We start from the raw sequence: 17,494 nt of genomic DNA, 5'->3' as shown, positions 1-17,494 counted from the left end.
AAATAAAAGCATTACGATACAACCTATATAACAACCTTTATGCCAACATTTAAAGAACTTTAAATTCAATGACTTATTATTCATACCATTTAAAAAACAACCAACAAGCGGAAGCTAGGCTTCCGCATAGGAACTACTTATACTTCCTCTATTTTATGCTAGGTTGCTTTATAGGAACTGCGCAAGCGAACGACATTAATTTTGAGCAACAATCTAAACACTACATCAACAAAGAAATAGAACGATTTTTAAGCTATCATAGAGCAACAAGCCAACAACAAAAAATTGATTTATTCATTCCAAAAGGCAGCGAAGATTTACATTGTGCTAACTTACAAATTTCACGTTCGAAGCCGTCGTCAGTGCCTGCAGGTAGAATAAGATTAACCATAAAGTGTGATTCACCCAAATGGCACTTTAGAGCGAGTGCGAAGGTAGATCTATGGATGAATTTAGTCGTAGCAAAACGTGATTTACAACGCGGTGAAATACTCACTGCTGACTTACTTGAGACTCGCTCACTAAATATTGCTAGCCATTTACACGGCATGGAAGTTAATATCAATAATTTAGTTGGTATGCAGGTTCGTCGTAACATAAATAGCGGTGACGTGATAAATCGTCGCTTGTTAGAGAAACAATATTTGGTTAATCGTGACCAGCATATCGATTTACAAGTCTCGACACCAACATTTAATGCCAGCGTTACCGCAATTGCTTTAGAGGATGGTCAGCTAGGGCAGCGAATTAAAGTTAAAAACCTTACTTCAGGTCAAATAGTTGAAGGGCAAGTTATCGGAAAAGGAACAGTAAAAATATTTCTTTAATTTTATTCATAAATTATTTATGAATAAAATGTAAAAAAACACTAATTATATTTAAGTTCCGTCGTTGTATTGTCGCTCTCTTGAGGGTAATAGCAAACATAACAAATTACCTAGGTAAATCTTGCAATGAATATAAGTAACAAACCAAGCATACCTGTTGAACAAAACAACAAGGTGAACAATACCTTAGAGCATTCGCAGTTGCAAAAAAAATCGACCCAAAGCCAACAGGCCGATAAAGCAACGAGTTCAACAAGCCAAGTTAGTGAATTAAGTAAATCTATTGACTCAACTTTTGAAACCTTATCTAGCCAAACTGATGTAGATATGGAAAAAGTTGCCGAGGTTAAAGCGGCAATAGCTAATGGCGAACTGATATTAGATGAAGAAACCCTAATCAATGCACTGTTAGAGCTTCATAGACAATGATAATAGACAGCATAAAATCATTTATTACCAGTCTGAAAAATGACATTGGCAAGCTAGATGTGTTAATTAATGCGTTGGAGTCTCAGTATGAGTTATTAAGTCAACGAGACTCAGGATTAGAGAGCCACAATAAAAAAATGCTGCTAATTCTTAGTAACCTGAATACAACACACCAGCAAAGAGATGATTTTTTGAATAGTCTAGGCTTACCTTGTAACAGTGAAGGATTACATTTACTTTGTAATAAATTGCCAGCACCTGTAAAAAAAATGACGACAGAATTACTTCAAGAGTTAACGATGAAGTCTAAATTGTGTAAAGCATTAAATGAACGCTCTGGCCAATTATTAGCAAACCAACGCCAACTAATGCAACGTTTAACTGGTGGTAAAAATAAAAGCTCTTATCCAGAAATGAATTTTTAGCTTTACTAAGCTTTCAACTGAACTGTTAGCTTCACTAAATTAGCTAAACACATATTCTTTAGAACGATGATCTTATTCAATATTAAGCTAATAGTATTTTTTGCCGCCTAATCAGGTGTCATACAAACTTGTCATTTGCTCTGCTAATGCAAGTATTCCGCACCAGTCACTACTATTTATTCCCCCCTGTTTGACTTTATACTAATCTCACTAGCTATGTGATCATTTCTACTTGCTAAACTCACCAACTACATCGTTATTTATTTAATAATTAGAACAACTAGTTATTGAAATAAACGCCTTGTATTTGACAATTTTTTCTGCCTATAAAATTGTTCACTTAATTAATGAAACCGGTATTAGTTTTAAATAATATTTGTTGGGTCGTCAGGCGTTGGCTTGATCACGATAAAAATCCAGTACTTTAAGCTCAAGCCTTAAAGCTAGCCACTCCATTTCATCATTAAGCTCTTTGCCTAGTAATCCCACACTTACATTGTAATTACACTCCAAAAGCCAAATAATTTGCTTATCGCCAGTTTTACATGATAAATTAACAACGACTTGTATATACAACTAATTCACATTTAAAAAGAGCAGCAATGAACGCTAGTTACTCCTTAACATCAGGTAATATAGGTATGCTAATTAGTATGCCGCATAATGGTCAACTGATCCCTAAGCATATTGCCGATAGCATGACAGAAAATGGACACAATGTTGCCGATACTGATTGGTATATTGATAAATTATATGACTTCGCCACAGCAATGGGCATTTACACATTGGTCCCAAAGTACAGTCGCTACGTTATTGATTTAAATAGAAGTCCAAGTGGTGTCGCTTTATACGCTGGTGCCGATAATACCGAATTATGTCCAACAACCGCTTTTGACTTATCGCCTCTTTACCTTGACGGTAAAAATCCTACCCCAGAAGAGATTACAGGTAGAGTCGAGGATTACTGGCAGCCATACCATCAAGCGCTAGCAGATACTTTAATACACCTTAAACGTAAATATGGGCGAGTAGTATTGTTAGATGCCCATTCAATTTTATCGCAGGTTCCTCGTTTTTTTGAAGGACAGTTACCCGATTTTAATTTTGGCAGCGCCGATGGAACCAGTTGCGACCAAGCACTGCTAGATAGACTAAAAAATCTGGATTTAACTCCTTATAGCACTATTTTTAATGGTCGCTTTAAAGGTGGCTATATTACCCGTGCATACGGTGATCCAAATAATAATATTCACGCTATTCAATTAGAGTTATCACAAAGTACTTATTTAGATGAGCCCAGTAATCACTATAACGAACAAAAAGCTAATCAAGTAAAAGTTCAACTGAAGAAATTTGTTCAATGCCTAGCCGACTATACAATACAAGAGTAATAGCAAGGTAAAATGGGATTAAAAGTGAGAGTGAAAATGAAAAAATACTATGCGAAAAACATTCTGTTAAACGACGGTTGGGCGACAGATAAAACACTTACCATTGAAGATGGCGTTATTACAGCGATCACCTCAGGTAAAGTAAATGAAGTAGAAGAATTTCAAGGCACGGTAATTCCAGGAATGATAAACTGCCATTCTCACGCCTTTCAACGTGCTTTTGCAGGCTTTAGTGAACAAGGTAGCGAAGGTAAAGATAGCTTTTGGACTTGGCGTAAAATAATGTACAAGTTCCTGTCACAATTAACTCCTGAAGACACTCAAATAATTGCTCAACAATTGTATATTGAAATGTTAAAAATGGGTTATACACGCGTTGCTGAATTTCACTATTTACATCACGATATTAATGGCAGTTCTTGTAACAGCACTTATAATAATCAATCACAAGAAAAACTAGCAACAATGGCGCAAGCTATTTTTAATGCTGCTCAATACTCAGGTATAGGTTTAACCTTATTACCTGTTTTATACCAATACTCAGGCTTTGGTCAGCAAGCACCGACCGACGGGCAAAAACGCTTTATTAATTCCACTTCACAATTTAATCAATTAGTAAGTGATTGTTATGAATTAAGCCAACAATATCAAAATAGTAATATTGGTATAGCACCTCATTCATTACGTGCTGTTGATAAAGAGGCAATGACAATTGCAGTTGAACATGTGCGTTCATTAGATCCTAAAGCACCTATCCATATTCATATTGCGGAGCAACAACAAGAAGTAAACGATTGCCTAAATCACTATGCAAAGCGTCCAGTTGAGTGGTTATTAGATAATATGCAACTAGATGAAAGTTGGTGCTTAATTCATGCAACACATATAAACAAGAAAGAGCAACAAGGTATTATAGCCAGTAAAGCTATCACCGGCATATGTCCTACTACAGAAGCAAATTTAGGTGATGGCATTTTCCCAACAACAGATTTCCTGGCGTTAGGTGGCTCCTTTGCCATAGGCTCTGATAGCCATATTTCTGTCAACCCTATTGAAGAGTTGCGTTGGTTAGAATATGCCCAACGGTTAACGAAGCAACAAAGAGCGCTTCTTGCTTCAGCTAACGTTGCCTCTGTAGGACAAAATTTATGGCAAGAGTCAGCTTTAGGTGGTGCACAAAGTACAAATTCAAATACAGGTGCATTATCGATAGGTAAACAAGCTGATTTACTTGTGATTGACGATAAAAAAACAGCTCTATTTGCCAATAAAAACCAATATTTACTTGATAGTATTATTTTTGCTAGCCAGAGCAACACAATTACAGATGTTATGGTTAATGGGAATTGGGTTGTGCTAAATGGCCAGCACCAACACGAAAAAGTTAGCGCTGAAAAATTTGCACAACTATTAACAACATTATCAGCCTAATTTTTCATTTCTAAACTGTCATTCTTAGTTTGTCATTCCTAGCTTGTCATTCCTGATTTGCTATTAAAGCATTAAAGCATGCTTTCATACTTGCTTATTGTCTTACATACTTTAGCTTGGTTATTAGGATGAAACACAGCATTGCGTTTGGTATTTTTACAGTAGTCTTGATAAAAGTCATTCACACGGCTTCTAGAGGATGTGATCTCTTTTAAAGAGGTAACCTCTTCAACCGAAAAACTATTTAATTCTGGCTGTAAGTCTATTAATATCTTATCCGCTTTTAAACGCACATTGGTGTCGCTAAATTCTGCAAAACTATCTAATAGTGTTTCTTTGGTGTCATTATAGAATTTAGTTACCTCAGGTTGCGGATAAAAATGCAAAAAAACTGCCGCAGTTACGATCAAGATCAATATATTTTTCATAGGATTCCGTATATTAGTATGAGCTAATTTATGTTATTATCGTAGAGACAATAACATTATAATTATTTTTAGACTAATTCAAACCTCTCTTCTAAGGATTTATCGTGAGCATTGACGAAAAGCCAGCATCACCTAGCTCTGTTCAAATACCTGTTACCAATGTAAAAATTCACCCAGCTAAGAATAGTAAAGAGCGCTATAAGCCCGGCGACCAAATTTACGTTAGAAAAAGTCCCGGTTTTTTTCAGAAGCTTAGGCAACGAACGAACTTGATTTATTTTGCTTTTTTCGCACTACTTCCTTGGCTACAATACAATGGTCATCAAGCCGTCCTATTTGATATTAGTGAGCAACGCTTTACTTTGTGGAGCCTTACACTTTGGCCACAAGATTTAACCTTATTAGCTTGGTTATTTATTTTTGGTGCCTTTTTACTCTTCTTTGTCACCACCTTTTTAGGCCGAGTTTGGTGTGGACATATGTGTCCCCAAACAGTGTGGACCTTCATATTTATTTGGTTTGAAGAAAAAATAGAAGGAACGGCTAATCAGCGAAGAAAACTAGACCAGCAAAAAATGAATGCTAATAAGTTCTGGAAAAAAACGCTGAAACACACTAGCTGGCTTTTATTTTCGTTATTCACAGCGATGACATTCGCTGGTTATTTTTCACCAATGAGTGAATTATTTGTCGATATATTCACACTAGATACCACGGTAACAATGGCGATAATATTAGCCTTTTTTACTTTTGCGACCTACGGTAATGCTGGTTGGATGCGCGAAATAATGTGTTTGCATATGTGTCCTTATGCGCGCTTTCAATCTGCTATGTTTGACAAAGATACGTTAACCGTTTCTTATGATAAAGCGAGAGGTGAAAATCGTGGTGCAAGAGCAAGAAAACAAGATCCTAAAGAGGTAGGATTAGGAGACTGTATTGATTGTAACTTATGTGTAGAAGTTTGCCCTACCGGCATAGATATACGTAACGGCTTACAATATGAATGTATAAATTGTGGTGCATGTGTTGATGCATGTGACAGTGTTATGGCGAAAATGAACTATAAAAAAGGCCTAATACGGTATACCACAGAGCATGAGCTCAAAGGTAAAAAAGTTAATTTTATACGGGGAAAATTAGTTGGTTATGCCATTGTATTAGTCATTATGAGTACAATGTTAGTGCTAGAAATAGTCAATCGCGTACCATTATCTCTCGACATCACTAGAGATAGAACTGAATTAGCAAAAGAAAATTTTAATGGCGAAATAGAAAACGTATTTACGTTAAAAATTCTTAATATGTCACAAACAGACAATACCTATAAGCTTTCTATTAATGGTATTGAAAATACTCAGTGGCATGGTAAACAAGAGGTTTTTGTTAAAGCCGCCACTGTGTATACATTGCCAATTAGTATTTCTGTTGACCCTTATGAGTTGAAAGGCTTTATGACTGACATCAGCTTTACGGTTGAACAAATTTCGCCTGAAGGTGATGTAAAAATTGAAAGTGAAAGCCGATTTTTTAATAAACGGTAAAAGCTCACTTAAGTAATAATATATAGATAAATGAGTACTCATGGCACAATTTGATTTTAAATCGCTTTCTCCTGACACTATCATCGATGGTTTAGAGAGTGCAGGTTTTAGCGTAGACAGCGGTTTATTGGCACTTAACAGTTATGAAAATCGTGTTTATCAATTTCATGATGAAAATTTAACTAAGTATGTTACTAAATTTTATCGTCCGCAACGTTGGGAATTAGCACAAATTCAAGAAGAACATACCTTCTCTTTTGAACTTGATGAGCAAGAACTCCCCATCGTTGCACCACTGAAAAAAAATGGCACAAGCTTATTTGAGCATCAGGGTTATCATTTTGCTGTATTCCCCTGCCGAGGTGGCCGAATATTTGAAGTTGATAACTTAGACCAATTAGAATGGATGGGACGCTTTGTTGGGCGTATTCATGCAGTAGCCGCACTAAAGCCTTTTGAGCATAGACCAAGTTTTAATACTGATGAGATGCTTTATCAAGCTAGTGACATTATTAAGCAAAGTGGCTTTGTGCCACAGGGTTTAATTAAGCCCTTTTTTACCATATTAGAACAAGTTATTGATATTGCGGCAAACCAATACCAAGTAAAGCAGCAAATACGCTTACATGGAGATTGTCATGCTGGTAATATTTTATGGCGTGATGAAGGTCCACATTTTGTAGATCTAGATGACTGCCGCATGGGGCCTGCGATTCAAGACTTATGGATGATGCTGTCAGGAGACCGACAACAACAATTGTTACAAATTGATACCCTATTAATGGGCTATGAAGAGTTTTTTTCATTTGAATCTTCACAACTTACTTTGATAGAATCATTAAGAACTATGCGTGTAGTTAATTATATGGCATGGTTGTGTAAACGTTGGCAAGATCCCGCTTTCCCAAGAAACTTTCCTTGGTTCAATACAGAAAAATATTGGGAGCAGCAAATACTCATGCTTAAAGAACAAATGTGGGCACTACAACAGCCACCATTAAGTTTATTACCCATTTAATACAACTTGTTAGAATTCAAAGCTTACCGACAGAAGATTCTCTGTTGAGTTGAGCTAGATTAACTATAATAAATTAGGAATACAGTAATGAAAAAAATCCACCTCTTATTTATGGTGTTATTAATGCCACTTTTAGCCTTCTCGATAACTGCTAATGCGGCAAAGTACACTGAAGGTGATCAATACACTAAAGTGAGCGAAACTGCGTCAACTAATGTAGAAGTTCGTGAGTATTTTTCTGTTTATTGTGGTCACTGTTTTCAGTTTGAACCTATCATGCATGAAATTAAAAAACAGTTACCTGATAATGTGAAATTTGAACGTAATCACGTTGATTTCCTTGGTGGTATCTCACCAACAATTCAACAAATGATTTCAAAAAGTATTGCGATTGCAGAGCAGTTAGAAAATGGCGATAAGTACATTGGCGCGATATTTAACTACATCCATATTCAACGCGCTACCATTACAACTGAAAAAGATCTGCGTAATATTTTTGTTTTAAACGGTGCTGACGGTGAACAATTTGATAAGTTATCAAAAAGCTTTAGCGTAAACGCTCACGCTAAAGCAATGAAAAAGCATCAAGATACTATGTCTCAAAAGCGTGCATTAACTGGCGTTCCAACGGTAATAGTAAATGGTAAATATCGTGTTAATTCAGGTGCTTTAGATAAAAGTAACCCAAAAGAAGATTATAAAAACTTAATTAATTATCTACTAACGATTAAGTAACATAAACAAGAATAACGAGTCATCATAAAGTTACTCGTTATTCTTTTTTACTAATACTCAAGAAACGCCAAACCAAGTATTAATCACAACAGCGCAAGCTGATCACTTACTAATAAACTGATTGCTCAATAATAAACGGATTAATACTAATAAGATAAACTGCCCAGTACATTTTTCTTCGCTTCAGTAAACTCTTCTTGTGTTAAAAACCCTTGTTTTCTTAACTCTACTAGCTTCTCTAGAGCATTGACCAACTCGGTGTCTACGACTTTATTTTGCTGAATCTTATCAACAGTTTCTATGTTGTTATTCAAGGCCACTGGCTCAGGTGTGTCACTATTTTCTTTAACATCATCATCTGAGGTGTCGTGCGCTTGTATATTTTTATACGCAGACAAGCGATTTGAAGCTGCTTGCTCATGTAATGAAGCTATATGAGACTTTTGATCAACAATATTTTTTCTTTGTCTATGAGATATGGCTGACTTTTTCTTTCTTATCCCTGTATCATCAGGGTTAAGTGTGGAGGCAATTAACCAACACCAATCAATTAAATCGTCAATAACAGCTGAATAGGCTTTCTTGGTAACGCGATTGCTACCTTTACGCATATATAAACAAACAACATAATTTTTTGTATGAATATCGGTAAAAGACAAAGTAACCTGTCTAATTTTATCATCTATCATTTTATCTGTTTTTTCTTTATTCAATGTAACGCGTAAATCTTGCTCTTTATCATCATTAAAACCACCGTCAACTTCTCGGCTAATACTGTTAACCGTCTCTTCATTTAATTTGACTTCAAAACTAGCAATATCAATGATATTAATAATGGTATCCACCGCCTTCTGATGGCGATGATATAAACCTATTTGTTGTTTCGATTCACTTAACTCTAACTGTGCAAACTGTTTTCGGACGATCGATTTTGCTGATATTTTATTACGCTTGAGCAAGAACAAAATACTTCCTATAGCAGTCAATAGTATAAATAACAGAATATAAAAACGACTACTGCTTTCAGTTTCAATTTCCACAGAAATAACCTCCTGCTCTACTGGTAAATTTGTATATGCGATCGCTTTAAATACTTGAGAAATATTGCCTAACGTTTTATCTATAATAAGCACTTCGCCGTCGCTATTATTAATCACGGCAATGTCGCTATCATAAGGTAACTGTTCAACGGTAAATTGCCACTCTTGCTTAGGTTCGATTGTTTCCGCGTCGGTGCTGTTAACAGACGATGCTAAATTTAAAGACTCAATGAGCCAATTTTGATTCTTTGCTTTCGTCAATATTAGTAAGTGGTTACGTAACGCAGGTAGCTCGCCTCCCCTATACAACATTACACCTTCAACTATACCCTCACCTTGATAAATAATATTTGTCGCATCATTATCACGCAAATTATTGTTCATATTGGTTAAAGATAGTACGGGTTGATTGTTATATCGATGAGAAAGCAAAATATCATCACTTCCTTTATCAGGCCAAATAAAGTGCTTTATATCTTGCCCATTAAATAAGTAAATTTCGTCTGCAATTTCACTTTTTTCTAAATAAGGATTACTCGTTGGTACAGTAAAGCTTCGTAAGCCAAACTTTGCAGGATTTATACGTAAAATAGTCCCTGAATAAAGCGGTTTTTGCCATGTAGACTGCCCATTTAACGCAATATAAAGCAACCCAAAGCCATCATTCCATGATTTAGCATAAGGATTAAATGACATTTGTTTAATCCTTATGCTCTCATCTGGCACCGCTATTCGTAATACTTCACGTTGAGTACTTAAATTTACTTGTTGATATTTGCTGGAGTGAAATTGCCATTCTGTAATGACTGTATCGAATGTAAGAGTTAAGTTGTCATCACGCTCTTGTATACGCTTAGTTGCAGCATTTTTATCGAAAGGTTCAATATGGGCAGTATAAAAGGTGCCATAACCTAACTGATCTCGCAAAGCAAAATTAGGATGCAAGGCCATAGCAGTTAACTTAACTGAAGAAGTAATATCGTCATCATTACCTTGTAGACTTAATACTTGACGTAACTCAGCCATTTCATCAACAAAGTACATTTGCCCCGTTTTGTTAATGATAAAATATTGATTGGTATTAGTTGGGTGTACTGCTAATTGTAACCATTTAGATGCTTCATGTTGGCTATGCTCTAATTGTATCACTTCTTTTAATTGATAATTATTGTTTGCTGCAAAGGCATTAACTGATAATAAGGTTAAATTACTAATCAATATAACCACATACACCCTATGCCTAATTAAATTACAGAAATCATAGATACTACTCATAATTTTTTCACTTTATTTTAATATTGTAAGAGTTTCTGCTTAAATTTTTAGAATATAAGCTGTTTGGTCTTTAGATTAAGACAATATGTGTACTGTTTTAGCGTCTATAAATTGTTTTTTATCCGCCATAGCTAAATAACTCAATTTACCTTCTACCATGACATTATCATTCACTTTTGCATTCTCAACTAAGTACTGTGCTTGTTTACCCCACACATGCAATTCCAGCTCTACCTGATGGCTTAACCAGCATTGCTTGTCCACAGAATAATTTTGCTGATTAATAATTATAGTCGCTTGCGCTAAGTTTTTATTATTTTGCGTAGTTATCAGTTTAGGAATAGAAGTAAGCTGAGCACTACATAAAATTTGATTAATTGTTTGAGTATAGCCTTTATTAAACTTTTGAATAAAATTAGCATGCACAATAGATAAGTCCGTACTTTTTGCATCGCCATTTGATTTTATATGACTCAAGTAACCGTGAACTAGAAGAATATCACCTTTTTTAGCGGTTAGTAGCGTTTGCTCAACCAAATCACCTTCAACTTTAATACTATGGTAGCTAGTCCACTCTTTAAATTGATTTGTTTTTTTGTCTAACCATTTTGAGCTTGTGGCAAGCGTAATTTCAGTTATTGCGGAGATAGGATTAGCTCGATAACGAATATCAGGATCGGCAACTAAATTTCCTAGCAGAGTAACAGCACATAATTGTTGGCTTACGGTAGATGATTTTATTTTATGCATAAAAATAGCGCTTATAGCCTGTTAGAAGAAGTATTATTATCAATAAGTTTGTGCTTTTACGTTGCCCTTCAATTAATAAGAGCTGAGACTAATATCTCAAGAGAATACCAAAATAATAACAATTATATTAATCAAATCAACCACAAACTTTCCTACACAATAATAACCTAGTATTCGCTAGGCTATTAGGTATTAGGTATTAGGTATTAGGTATTAGGTATTTGAGTTTTTTTCATAGTACGGTAAGCATCAATACTATAAAGCGCTAAGGCCAACCAAATAAAAATAAACGTCGCAAACTCCGCTAATTGCATTGATTCTTTATAATAAAAAGTAGCAAGTAAAAACATGATACTTGGCCCTATATATTGGAAAAAACCTAAGCTTGATAAGGTTAGACGTTTAGCAGCAGCGGTAAAGCACAATAAAGGCGCAGTAGTAACAATACCCGCCATTATTAGGGTAAAGTTTAATGAGGCGCTATTCGAGGTTAAATCGGCTGTTGCACTGTCGATAAAATAGAACCAATAAAGCAAAGCAATAGGTAGCATTAATAAAGACTCAATAAGCAGGCCAACAAAAGAGTCAACATGCATTTTTTTTCTTAATACACCATAAATAGCAAAAGTGCTTGCTAGTACTAAAGAAACCAAAGGAAGCGAGCCAACAGTAAAAAGTTGCACAAAGACACCAAATCCGGCCAAAGCTACGGCAATTTTCTGGTTGCGTCGCAAACGTTCATTAAAAAACATCATACCAAGAGCAACATTAAATAGAGGATTAATGAAGTAACCTAAACTCGCATCGAGTAAATGATTATTATTGATTGCCCATATAAATAACAACCAGTTAACCGCTAATATCGACGCTGACAAACTCAGTTTGGCTATAACTTTAGGTTGCTTGCATAGTTGAATTAGTACCAGTCGTTTTTTGCTTAGTAATACTAATAACAATAGAAAGGCACTTGACCAAACAACACGGTGCATTAAGATTTCGCCCGCGCCAATATCAATCAACAACTTAAAATATATTGGCGCAAGTCCCCACATAAAATAAGCTGCTAGTGCATTGGTTACGCCACTGCCTGTTGATGATTTTGGTTGTGAAAGAGCCATAGATTTCTTTTTGTGATAATAACTAGCTAGAACAGCATCATAGCACAACATCAAAGAAATCAGTGTCAGGTAAGTGTATTAACATTGCCAACGTTTAAAGTTTTGTAAACTAGCCAACAATATAAGTACCCGTACCAAAAGCAATATGGTCGCCGAGTTCATTGTGCATTTCCATACGCGCAACAGCAACTTTACTGCCACTACGAATAATATGTGCAGTTACAATAAATTCTTCACCTCGTCCTGGTCGTAAGTAATCTGTACGTAAATCTATCGTGCTAATTTTTTTTAAACTTTGTTGAATAGTGACCGGCGTAACGTCAGGAAGTTGCTCTATGATATTGGCAACTACAACTGCACCACCGGCAAGATCAAGTGCCGACGCTGTTACACCGCCATGCAGGATTTTCTGTATCGGGTTACCAATCAGCTTATCATTCCATGGAAAACGGACTTCAGATTTTTGTGCATTAAAACGGGTGATTTCAAGACCTAACAGTTGGTTAAATGGCATATTACCATTCCAAAAAGCAGTGACTTGTTGATACATGTCTTCTCGATTCATTCAAATACACCTTACAGTTCATTCAAACACATTCTGGTCTGACTTGTTTGAATCAGATTATCATCATTTTTACAAAATTGAAAAATAATGATGTCACGCCCTCGTCTCTCAGGTAAAATAAGGGCTAATATCACTTATTAAAGACTATCTGTTGAATACTGTTACCCTGCCTACTGCCACTGAATCTGATCAACAAAATTTATTGCTTAGCACGTTAAAGCACTATTTTGGTTACGACAGCTTTCGCTCAGGCCAAGCAGAAATAATCAACAACCTTATGCAGGGAAGAGATTCTTTAGTGCTAATGCCCACTGGTGGCGGAAAATCGTTATGTTATCAACTACCAGCAGTGTTGCTACCAGGCGTTACTATTATTGTATCACCGCTAATCGCCTTGATGAAAGATCAAGTAGATAATCTGACACATCAAGGAATTTCGGCAGCCTTTATTAATTCATCTCTAGATCAAACCACAATTAACGAGATATTTTTAAAGTTATCACAAGGTAAAATAAAACTGCTTTATGTTGCGCCTGAACGATTAACAAATCGTTATTTCTTACAAGGTTTAAGCGAATTACAACTAAGTATGTTTGCTATAGACGAAGCGCATTGTATTTCTCAGTGGGGACACGATTTTCGCCCTGCTTACACGCAGTTACACGTTTTAAAACAACACTTTCCTTATGTGCCTGTAATGGCGTTAACAGCTACAGCAGATGTCACTACACGCAAAGATATACTCACGCAATTATCATTAAATAACCCTTATATTCACTTAGACAGTTTTGATAGACCCAATATACGTTTTACATTAGCGCCAAAATACGATGGTGAAAAACAAGTATTAGGTTATGTAAGAAAGCAAGGCGATGATTCTGGTATTATTTATTGTAATAGTCGCTGGCAAGTAGAGAAACTATCAAAATATTTAGCTGCTTGTGGTATTAATTGTGCGGCCTATCATGCCGGATTAGAAACTGACATTAGAGCACTTGTGCAGGAAGGCTTTACTAAAGACAACATTCAAATAGTTATTGCTACCGTTGCTTTTGGTTTAGGGATTAATAAACCTAATGTGCGCTATGTTATTCATTTTGAACCACCACGTACATTAGAGTCATACTATCAAGAAATAGGCCGAGCAGGCCGTGATGGCTTACCTGCTGAAGCATTATTTTTAGTGGCCGATAAAGATATAAGTCGTATTAAAAAACGTATTAGCGAAGGTGATAACTCTCAACGCGTTAATGTAGAAATGCAACGTTTTGGAGCGATGAATGCTTTTATAGAAGCGCAAACTTGCCGCAGACAAGTTGTACTAAACTATTTTGCTGAATATACACAACAAGGCTGTGGTAATTGTGATATTTGCTTAGATCCACCTAGCCAATTCGATGCAACGGAAGCCTCTCAAAAGGTATTGTCTTGTGTTTTTCGTATTAAGCAGCAAGGTGATATCAACCATGTAGTTGATGTACTACGCGGTGAAAAGAATAGTAAAGTATTAACCCAAGAACACGATAAAGTATCAACATTTGGTATTGGTAGTGGTAAGTCACCCGGTTATTGGTTTGCAATTATTGGCCAGTTAATCCACTTAGGCTATCTACAACAAGATATAGAGCAACAATCAGCCCTTTGTTTAACCGAAGCATCAAGAAGCGTACTTAAGGCAACAGAGCCATTAATGCTCGCGAGTCCTCGCTTACAAAAAGCCAGTTACTGGCAAAGTAAAAATCAGACTCAACCTTATGATAAAGCGTTGTTCAGTAAATTACGTGAACTTAGAAAAAGTATCGCCGATAGTGAAAACATTGCACCTTTCATTGTGTTTAATGATGCAACATTGTCGGAATTAGCAAGAGCAAAACCAACAACGTCCACACAAATGCTAACCATTAGCGGTATTGGTGATGTCAAATTGTCACGATACGGTAAAGCCTTTATTGAGCTCATTAAAGAAAACACTTAGCTTCCCGAATTTAACCTAGTTAACCTGAACTCGGTTTAATTAAGCTTGTACAGTACCTATCATCATGTTTTAAGATCAGAAAAAGCGCTCAAAAGCGCTTTTTAATATACTAAGGACAGGTTGTATCTAATAGAATATTTTATTTTAAGCTAGCATAATAAGCAGCTAAATCAGCTATATCTTCATCGCTTAATGCAGCAGACATACCTTTCATTGTAGGATCATCACGCGTGCCTGATTTAAAAGCTTTTAGTTGCTTTGCAAGGTACGCTTCTTTTTGCCCAGCAAGGTTAGGGTAAATAGGAATAGCTGAAACACCTTCAGCACCATGACATGCAGCACACATCATTGATTTACCTTTACCAGCAGCCGCATCACCAGCAAAAACAGGAGATGCCATCAATACAGTAGTAGAAAGTGCGAGGATAAGTTTTTTCATAGTAATACTCTCTCTTTAAATATTAAATTTATATTCTGGATTCAGTATAAATAAAATAAGCTATTATGTCGTTGTTTTTTTGGTTTAATCATATAATCAATATCAAAGGTCGACGGTTATATCTGCTGCTTTATAATACGTAGATAAGTTATAACCACCTAAATAAATTAACTTTATTTCATTCTATGAGAACTTAATGACACAGCTAAAAATAAAATCAATTGAATTAATTGATGAACAAATAAGTGTTTTATTTGAAAAAACTTGGTTTCAAGAAGATATTGTAACGCTTAGTCAATTATTATTAAGTAAAATACCAGACCATTCCATAAAGGAAGCAACCATAGGCGCAGACAGAGAAAATATTCGTTTCTTGTGGTCAAGCGCTGAACTTATATTAAATTTTGATTATTACAGCCAATCATGCTGGTTTAGCGCCCACAATGAAATAAGTTCTGCACAAATTCAACCATTACATAGTGTCTTAACAAACCATGTTTGATCATATATTAATTAGCCGGTGCTTTTTAGGTGATAAGGTTCGCTATAATAGTGAAATTATACAATTAGAATATTCACTGCTAGCACTATGGCAAAAACAAAATAGATTGATTGCGATTTGCCCTGAAGTTTCAGGTGGTTTGTCTGTTCCTAGAGAGCCAGCAGAACAACAGCCCAATAGTGATCAAATTATTACAGTTTCAGGGACGGATGTTACTAAGGAGTTCAACCTTGGTGCAAAGCTGGCATTAACATTATGCCGACAACACAATATTCGATTTGCGATCCTGAAAGAATCTAGCCCATCTTGTGGTAGCACACTTATTTATGACGGTTCATTTTCAAATAAAAAAATATCAGGACAAGGAGTAACCAGTAAAATACTGACTCAAGAAGGTATTCAGGTTTTTTCTGAGAATAATCTGCAAGAGCTGGCAAATTTATTAGATAAATAATAACAACTAGCAATTATTTTGCGTGGTTATATTTTTACGGCCTCTATTGATAAGATGGGATAAAGATTCTTGATTTCTCATTTCAGTAATACCGCATGAAATACTCATCTTTGGCAATCGAATACCTGATTGAATACTAATAAAGCGAAGCTTATCAACTCCTTGTTTTATTTTTTCTGCCACTTCACTTGCTATACTACCATCGACATCGGGCATTAAAAGAATAAACTCGTCGGTGGCAGAGCGAACAGGTAAACCACTAACATCAACATAACTAGCGACTTTTTTCGCTATTTTTGACAGAATAACATCACCAATTAAAGCACCAAATCGATCACTAAATATTTTAAAATGATCAACACTAATCACAATAGCGGCAATTTTTCTGTTGGCATCTTCGCTTAACCAAGTATCAACGTGCTTAGACATCGCTTTTTTGTTATGTAATCCTGTTACGGGATCTAGGTATATTTCTCGACGAACTTCTTCAAGTTCAGCTTCTAATTTTTGTGTTTTTAATTTAGATATTTCAACTTGTTCTACTAAATTTTTTTGCTGATTTTTGAAGGTGATTGATGCTTGATGAAGCTTAGCAATTGCCAACCTCACACTATTTTTATTACTCGACATTAATGCAGGAATACTATCGTCAAGTTCTTCAATAAAACGCTGTGATCCAGTGATGGACTTTTCGCAACTTGAATTAATTTCAGTAAAGAGATGTGATAGGTCTGAAATGATTTCATCACGAAATTTACTTTGTTCAAGTAAATAGTCTTTAAACAGTTGCTCCATAAAAAAGTTATCTAACACTTTTCCAGATAAACGTAAGTGTTTGATGTTAGCGATAAGCAATTGATTATTATTTTTACAGTACTCGTAGCTAACAGCATAGTTGACCGGGTTCACAGGTAAATCCCACTGGTTCAGTTGAATAACTGCCTGCGACATAGTTGTGTTTGCTTGCATTATGGAGTCATGATATTTCAACGGTTTACCTCTATGAAACTACTAATTTAAGCCTAGCGCATCTGTTATACCAACTAAACTAACAAATTGCTCATTAAACAAAAAGTTATTTCAATTAAAGTAAATTTATTTTGAAGTATTTATACTTAAATATCTACTAAATTTATTATTAATTTCAG

18 protein-coding genes are annotated in these 17,494 nt (G+C 35.5%); 11 read left to right on the top strand and 7 right to left on the bottom strand.

Annotated features, from left to right (window positions below; genetic code table 11):
• Positions 1-68: 68 nt before the first annotated feature.
• The 5 genes from flgA to GQS55_RS01165 all read left to right on the top strand — a co-directional run bounded on the left by flgA (position 69) and on the right by GQS55_RS01165 (position 4,503).
• The gene (flgA, locus tag GQS55_RS01185) at positions 69-827 is read left to right on the top strand and encodes a flagellar basal body P-ring formation chaperone FlgA (RefSeq protein ID WP_159817175.1); all 759 of its coding nucleotides are present in this window, start codon (positions 69-71) and stop codon (positions 825-827) included.
• Between the two features lie 126 nt (positions 828-953).
• Positions 954-1,256 carry a flagellar biosynthesis anti-sigma factor FlgM gene (flgM, locus tag GQS55_RS01180; protein WP_159817173.1) on the top strand — a complete coding sequence of 101 codons (303 nt, stop codon included), beginning with the start codon at positions 954-956 and terminating at the stop codon, positions 1,254-1,256.
• Positions 1,253-1,681, top strand: coding sequence for a flagellar export chaperone FlgN (flgN, locus tag GQS55_RS01175; RefSeq protein WP_236559717.1), 429 nt, complete (start codon positions 1,253-1,255; stop codon positions 1,679-1,681). The genes flgM and flgN overlap by 4 nt, the downstream gene beginning before the upstream one ends.
• Positions 1,682-2,283: 602 nt before the next feature.
• A complete protein-coding gene (gene hutG / locus GQS55_RS01170) occupies positions 2,284-3,072 on the top strand; it encodes an N-formylglutamate deformylase (protein ID WP_159817171.1) in 789 nt (262 codons plus the stop codon).
• Positions 3,073-3,108: 36 nt separating this feature from the next.
• On the top strand, positions 3,109-4,503 hold the full coding sequence (locus tag GQS55_RS01165) for a formimidoylglutamate deiminase (protein WP_159817169.1): 1,395 nt from the start codon (positions 3,109-3,111) through the stop codon (positions 4,501-4,503).
• A gap of 71 nt (positions 4,504-4,574) precedes the next feature.
• On the opposite strand, the gene GQS55_RS01160 is transcribed toward GQS55_RS01165, so the two are convergent.
• The gene (locus GQS55_RS01160) at positions 4,575-4,931 is read right to left on the bottom strand and encodes a hypothetical protein (RefSeq protein ID WP_159817167.1); all 357 of its coding nucleotides are present in this window, start codon (positions 4,929-4,931) and stop codon (positions 4,575-4,577) included.
• A gap of 104 nt (positions 4,932-5,035) precedes the next feature.
• On the opposite strand from GQS55_RS01160, the gene ccoG reads away from it, so the two are divergent.
• The 3 genes from ccoG to GQS55_RS01145 all read left to right on the top strand — a co-directional run bounded on the left by ccoG (position 5,036) and on the right by GQS55_RS01145 (position 8,228).
• Entirely contained in the window at positions 5,036-6,475 is a 1,440-nt protein-coding gene (gene ccoG / locus GQS55_RS01155) for a cytochrome c oxidase accessory protein CcoG (RefSeq protein ID WP_236559716.1), read from the top strand.
• 40 nt (positions 6,476-6,515) lie between these two features.
• Positions 6,516-7,493 (top strand): serine/threonine protein kinase, encoded by a 978-nt coding sequence (locus GQS55_RS01150; RefSeq protein WP_159817165.1) that lies wholly within the window; start codon positions 6,516-6,518, stop codon positions 7,491-7,493.
• An 87-nt stretch (positions 7,494-7,580) separates the two neighbouring features.
• The gene (locus tag GQS55_RS01145; protein ID WP_159817163.1) at positions 7,581-8,228 is read left to right on the top strand and encodes a DsbA family protein; all 648 of its coding nucleotides are present in this window, start codon (positions 7,581-7,583) and stop codon (positions 8,226-8,228) included.
• A gap of 146 nt (positions 8,229-8,374) precedes the next feature.
• On the opposite strand, the gene GQS55_RS01140 is transcribed toward GQS55_RS01145, so the two are convergent.
• The 4 genes from GQS55_RS01140 to GQS55_RS01125 form a co-directional block, all read right to left on the bottom strand.
• Positions 8,375-10,495 carry an SHOCT domain-containing protein gene (locus GQS55_RS01140; RefSeq protein ID WP_159817161.1) on the bottom strand — a complete coding sequence of 707 codons (2,121 nt, stop codon included), beginning with the start codon at positions 10,493-10,495 and terminating at the stop codon, positions 8,375-8,377.
• A 123-nt stretch (positions 10,496-10,618) separates the two neighbouring features.
• Positions 10,619-11,293 (bottom strand): single-stranded DNA-binding protein, encoded by a 675-nt coding sequence (locus tag GQS55_RS01135; RefSeq protein ID WP_159817159.1) that lies wholly within the window; start codon positions 11,291-11,293, stop codon positions 10,619-10,621.
• Positions 11,294-11,499: 206 nt separating this feature from the next.
• Positions 11,500-12,411, bottom strand: a complete 912-nt coding sequence (gene rarD, locus GQS55_RS01130; RefSeq protein WP_159817157.1) for an EamA family transporter RarD — start codon at positions 12,409-12,411, stop codon at positions 11,500-11,502.
• 109 nt (positions 12,412-12,520) lie between these two features.
• Complete coding sequence (locus GQS55_RS01125) at positions 12,521-12,976, bottom strand: thioesterase family protein (protein ID WP_159817155.1); 456 nt, start codon at positions 12,974-12,976, stop codon at positions 12,521-12,523.
• A gap of 151 nt (positions 12,977-13,127) precedes the next feature.
• Between GQS55_RS01125 and recQ the strand changes: the two genes are divergently transcribed.
• Entirely contained in the window at positions 13,128-14,951 is a 1,824-nt protein-coding gene (gene recQ / locus GQS55_RS01120) for a DNA helicase RecQ (protein WP_236559715.1), read from the top strand.
• A gap of 139 nt (positions 14,952-15,090) precedes the next feature.
• Here recQ and GQS55_RS01115 read toward each other — a convergent pair whose 3' ends face one another.
• Positions 15,091-15,390 carry a c-type cytochrome gene (locus GQS55_RS01115; protein ID WP_159817153.1) on the bottom strand — a complete coding sequence of 100 codons (300 nt, stop codon included), beginning with the start codon at positions 15,388-15,390 and terminating at the stop codon, positions 15,091-15,093.
• A gap of 196 nt (positions 15,391-15,586) precedes the next feature.
• Here GQS55_RS01115 and GQS55_RS01110 point away from each other — a divergent pair, with 196 nt between their 5' ends.
• Both GQS55_RS01110 and GQS55_RS01105 read left to right on the top strand, forming a co-directional pair.
• Positions 15,587-15,892, top strand: coding sequence for a DUF3630 family protein (locus tag GQS55_RS01110; protein ID WP_159817151.1), 306 nt, complete (start codon positions 15,587-15,589; stop codon positions 15,890-15,892).
• On the top strand, positions 15,885-16,346 hold the full coding sequence (locus GQS55_RS01105) for a DUF523 domain-containing protein (RefSeq protein WP_159817149.1): 462 nt from the start codon (positions 15,885-15,887) through the stop codon (positions 16,344-16,346). Before GQS55_RS01110 ends, GQS55_RS01105 begins: the two co-directional genes overlap by 8 nt.
• Before the next feature lie 6 nt (positions 16,347-16,352).
• On the opposite strand, the gene GQS55_RS01100 is transcribed toward GQS55_RS01105, so the two are convergent.
• Positions 16,353-17,315: a GGDEF domain-containing protein gene (locus GQS55_RS01100; RefSeq protein ID WP_159817147.1), complete on the bottom strand. Its 963-nt coding sequence runs from the start codon at positions 17,313-17,315 to the stop codon at positions 16,353-16,355.
• Between the last annotated feature and the right edge of the window lie 179 nt (positions 17,316-17,494).

Source organism: Colwellia sp. 20A7 (assembly GCF_009832865.1).
Taxonomy (GTDB): Bacteria; Pseudomonadota; Gammaproteobacteria; order Enterobacterales; family Alteromonadaceae; genus Colwellia.
This window is presented reverse-complemented; position numbering and strand designations above follow the sequence as displayed.

Bases quoted from the DNA above. Each gene is read 5' to 3' on its own strand.
- GQS55_RS01165 (WP_159817169.1), top strand. From the start codon at position 3,109: ATGAAAAAATACTATGCGAAAAACATTCTGTTAAACGACGGTTGGGCG.
- GQS55_RS01150 (WP_159817165.1), top strand. From the start codon at position 6,516: ATGGCACAATTTGATTTTAAATCGCTTTCTCCTGACACTATCATCGAT.
- hutG (WP_159817171.1), top strand. From the start codon at position 2,284: ATGAACGCTAGTTACTCCTTAACATCAGGTAATATAGGTATGCTAATT.
- GQS55_RS01145 (WP_159817163.1), top strand. From the start codon at position 7,581: ATGAAAAAAATCCACCTCTTATTTATGGTGTTATTAATGCCACTTTTA.
- GQS55_RS01100 (WP_159817147.1), bottom strand. From the start codon at position 17,315: ATGCAAGCAAACACAACTATGTCGCAGGCAGTTATTCAACTGAACCAG.
- rarD (WP_159817157.1), bottom strand. From the start codon at position 12,411: ATGGCTCTTTCACAACCAAAATCATCAACAGGCAGTGGCGTAACCAAT.
- flgN (WP_236559717.1), top strand. From the start codon at position 1,253: ATGATAATAGACAGCATAAAATCATTTATTACCAGTCTGAAAAATGAC.
- GQS55_RS01110 (WP_159817151.1), top strand. From the start codon at position 15,587: ATGACACAGCTAAAAATAAAATCAATTGAATTAATTGATGAACAAATA.
- GQS55_RS01105 (WP_159817149.1), top strand. From the start codon at position 15,885: ATGTTTGATCATATATTAATTAGCCGGTGCTTTTTAGGTGATAAGGTT.
- GQS55_RS01160 (WP_159817167.1), bottom strand. From the start codon at position 4,931: ATGAAAAATATATTGATCTTGATCGTAACTGCGGCAGTTTTTTTGCAT.
- flgM (WP_159817173.1), top strand. From the start codon at position 954: ATGAATATAAGTAACAAACCAAGCATACCTGTTGAACAAAACAACAAG.
- GQS55_RS01135 (WP_159817159.1), bottom strand. From the start codon at position 11,293: ATGCATAAAATAAAATCATCTACCGTAAGCCAACAATTATGTGCTGTT.
- GQS55_RS01115 (WP_159817153.1), bottom strand. From the start codon at position 15,390: ATGAAAAAACTTATCCTCGCACTTTCTACTACTGTATTGATGGCATCT.
- flgA (WP_159817175.1), top strand. From the start codon at position 69: ATGACTTATTATTCATACCATTTAAAAAACAACCAACAAGCGGAAGCT.
- GQS55_RS01125 (WP_159817155.1), bottom strand. From the start codon at position 12,976: ATGAATCGAGAAGACATGTATCAACAAGTCACTGCTTTTTGGAATGGT.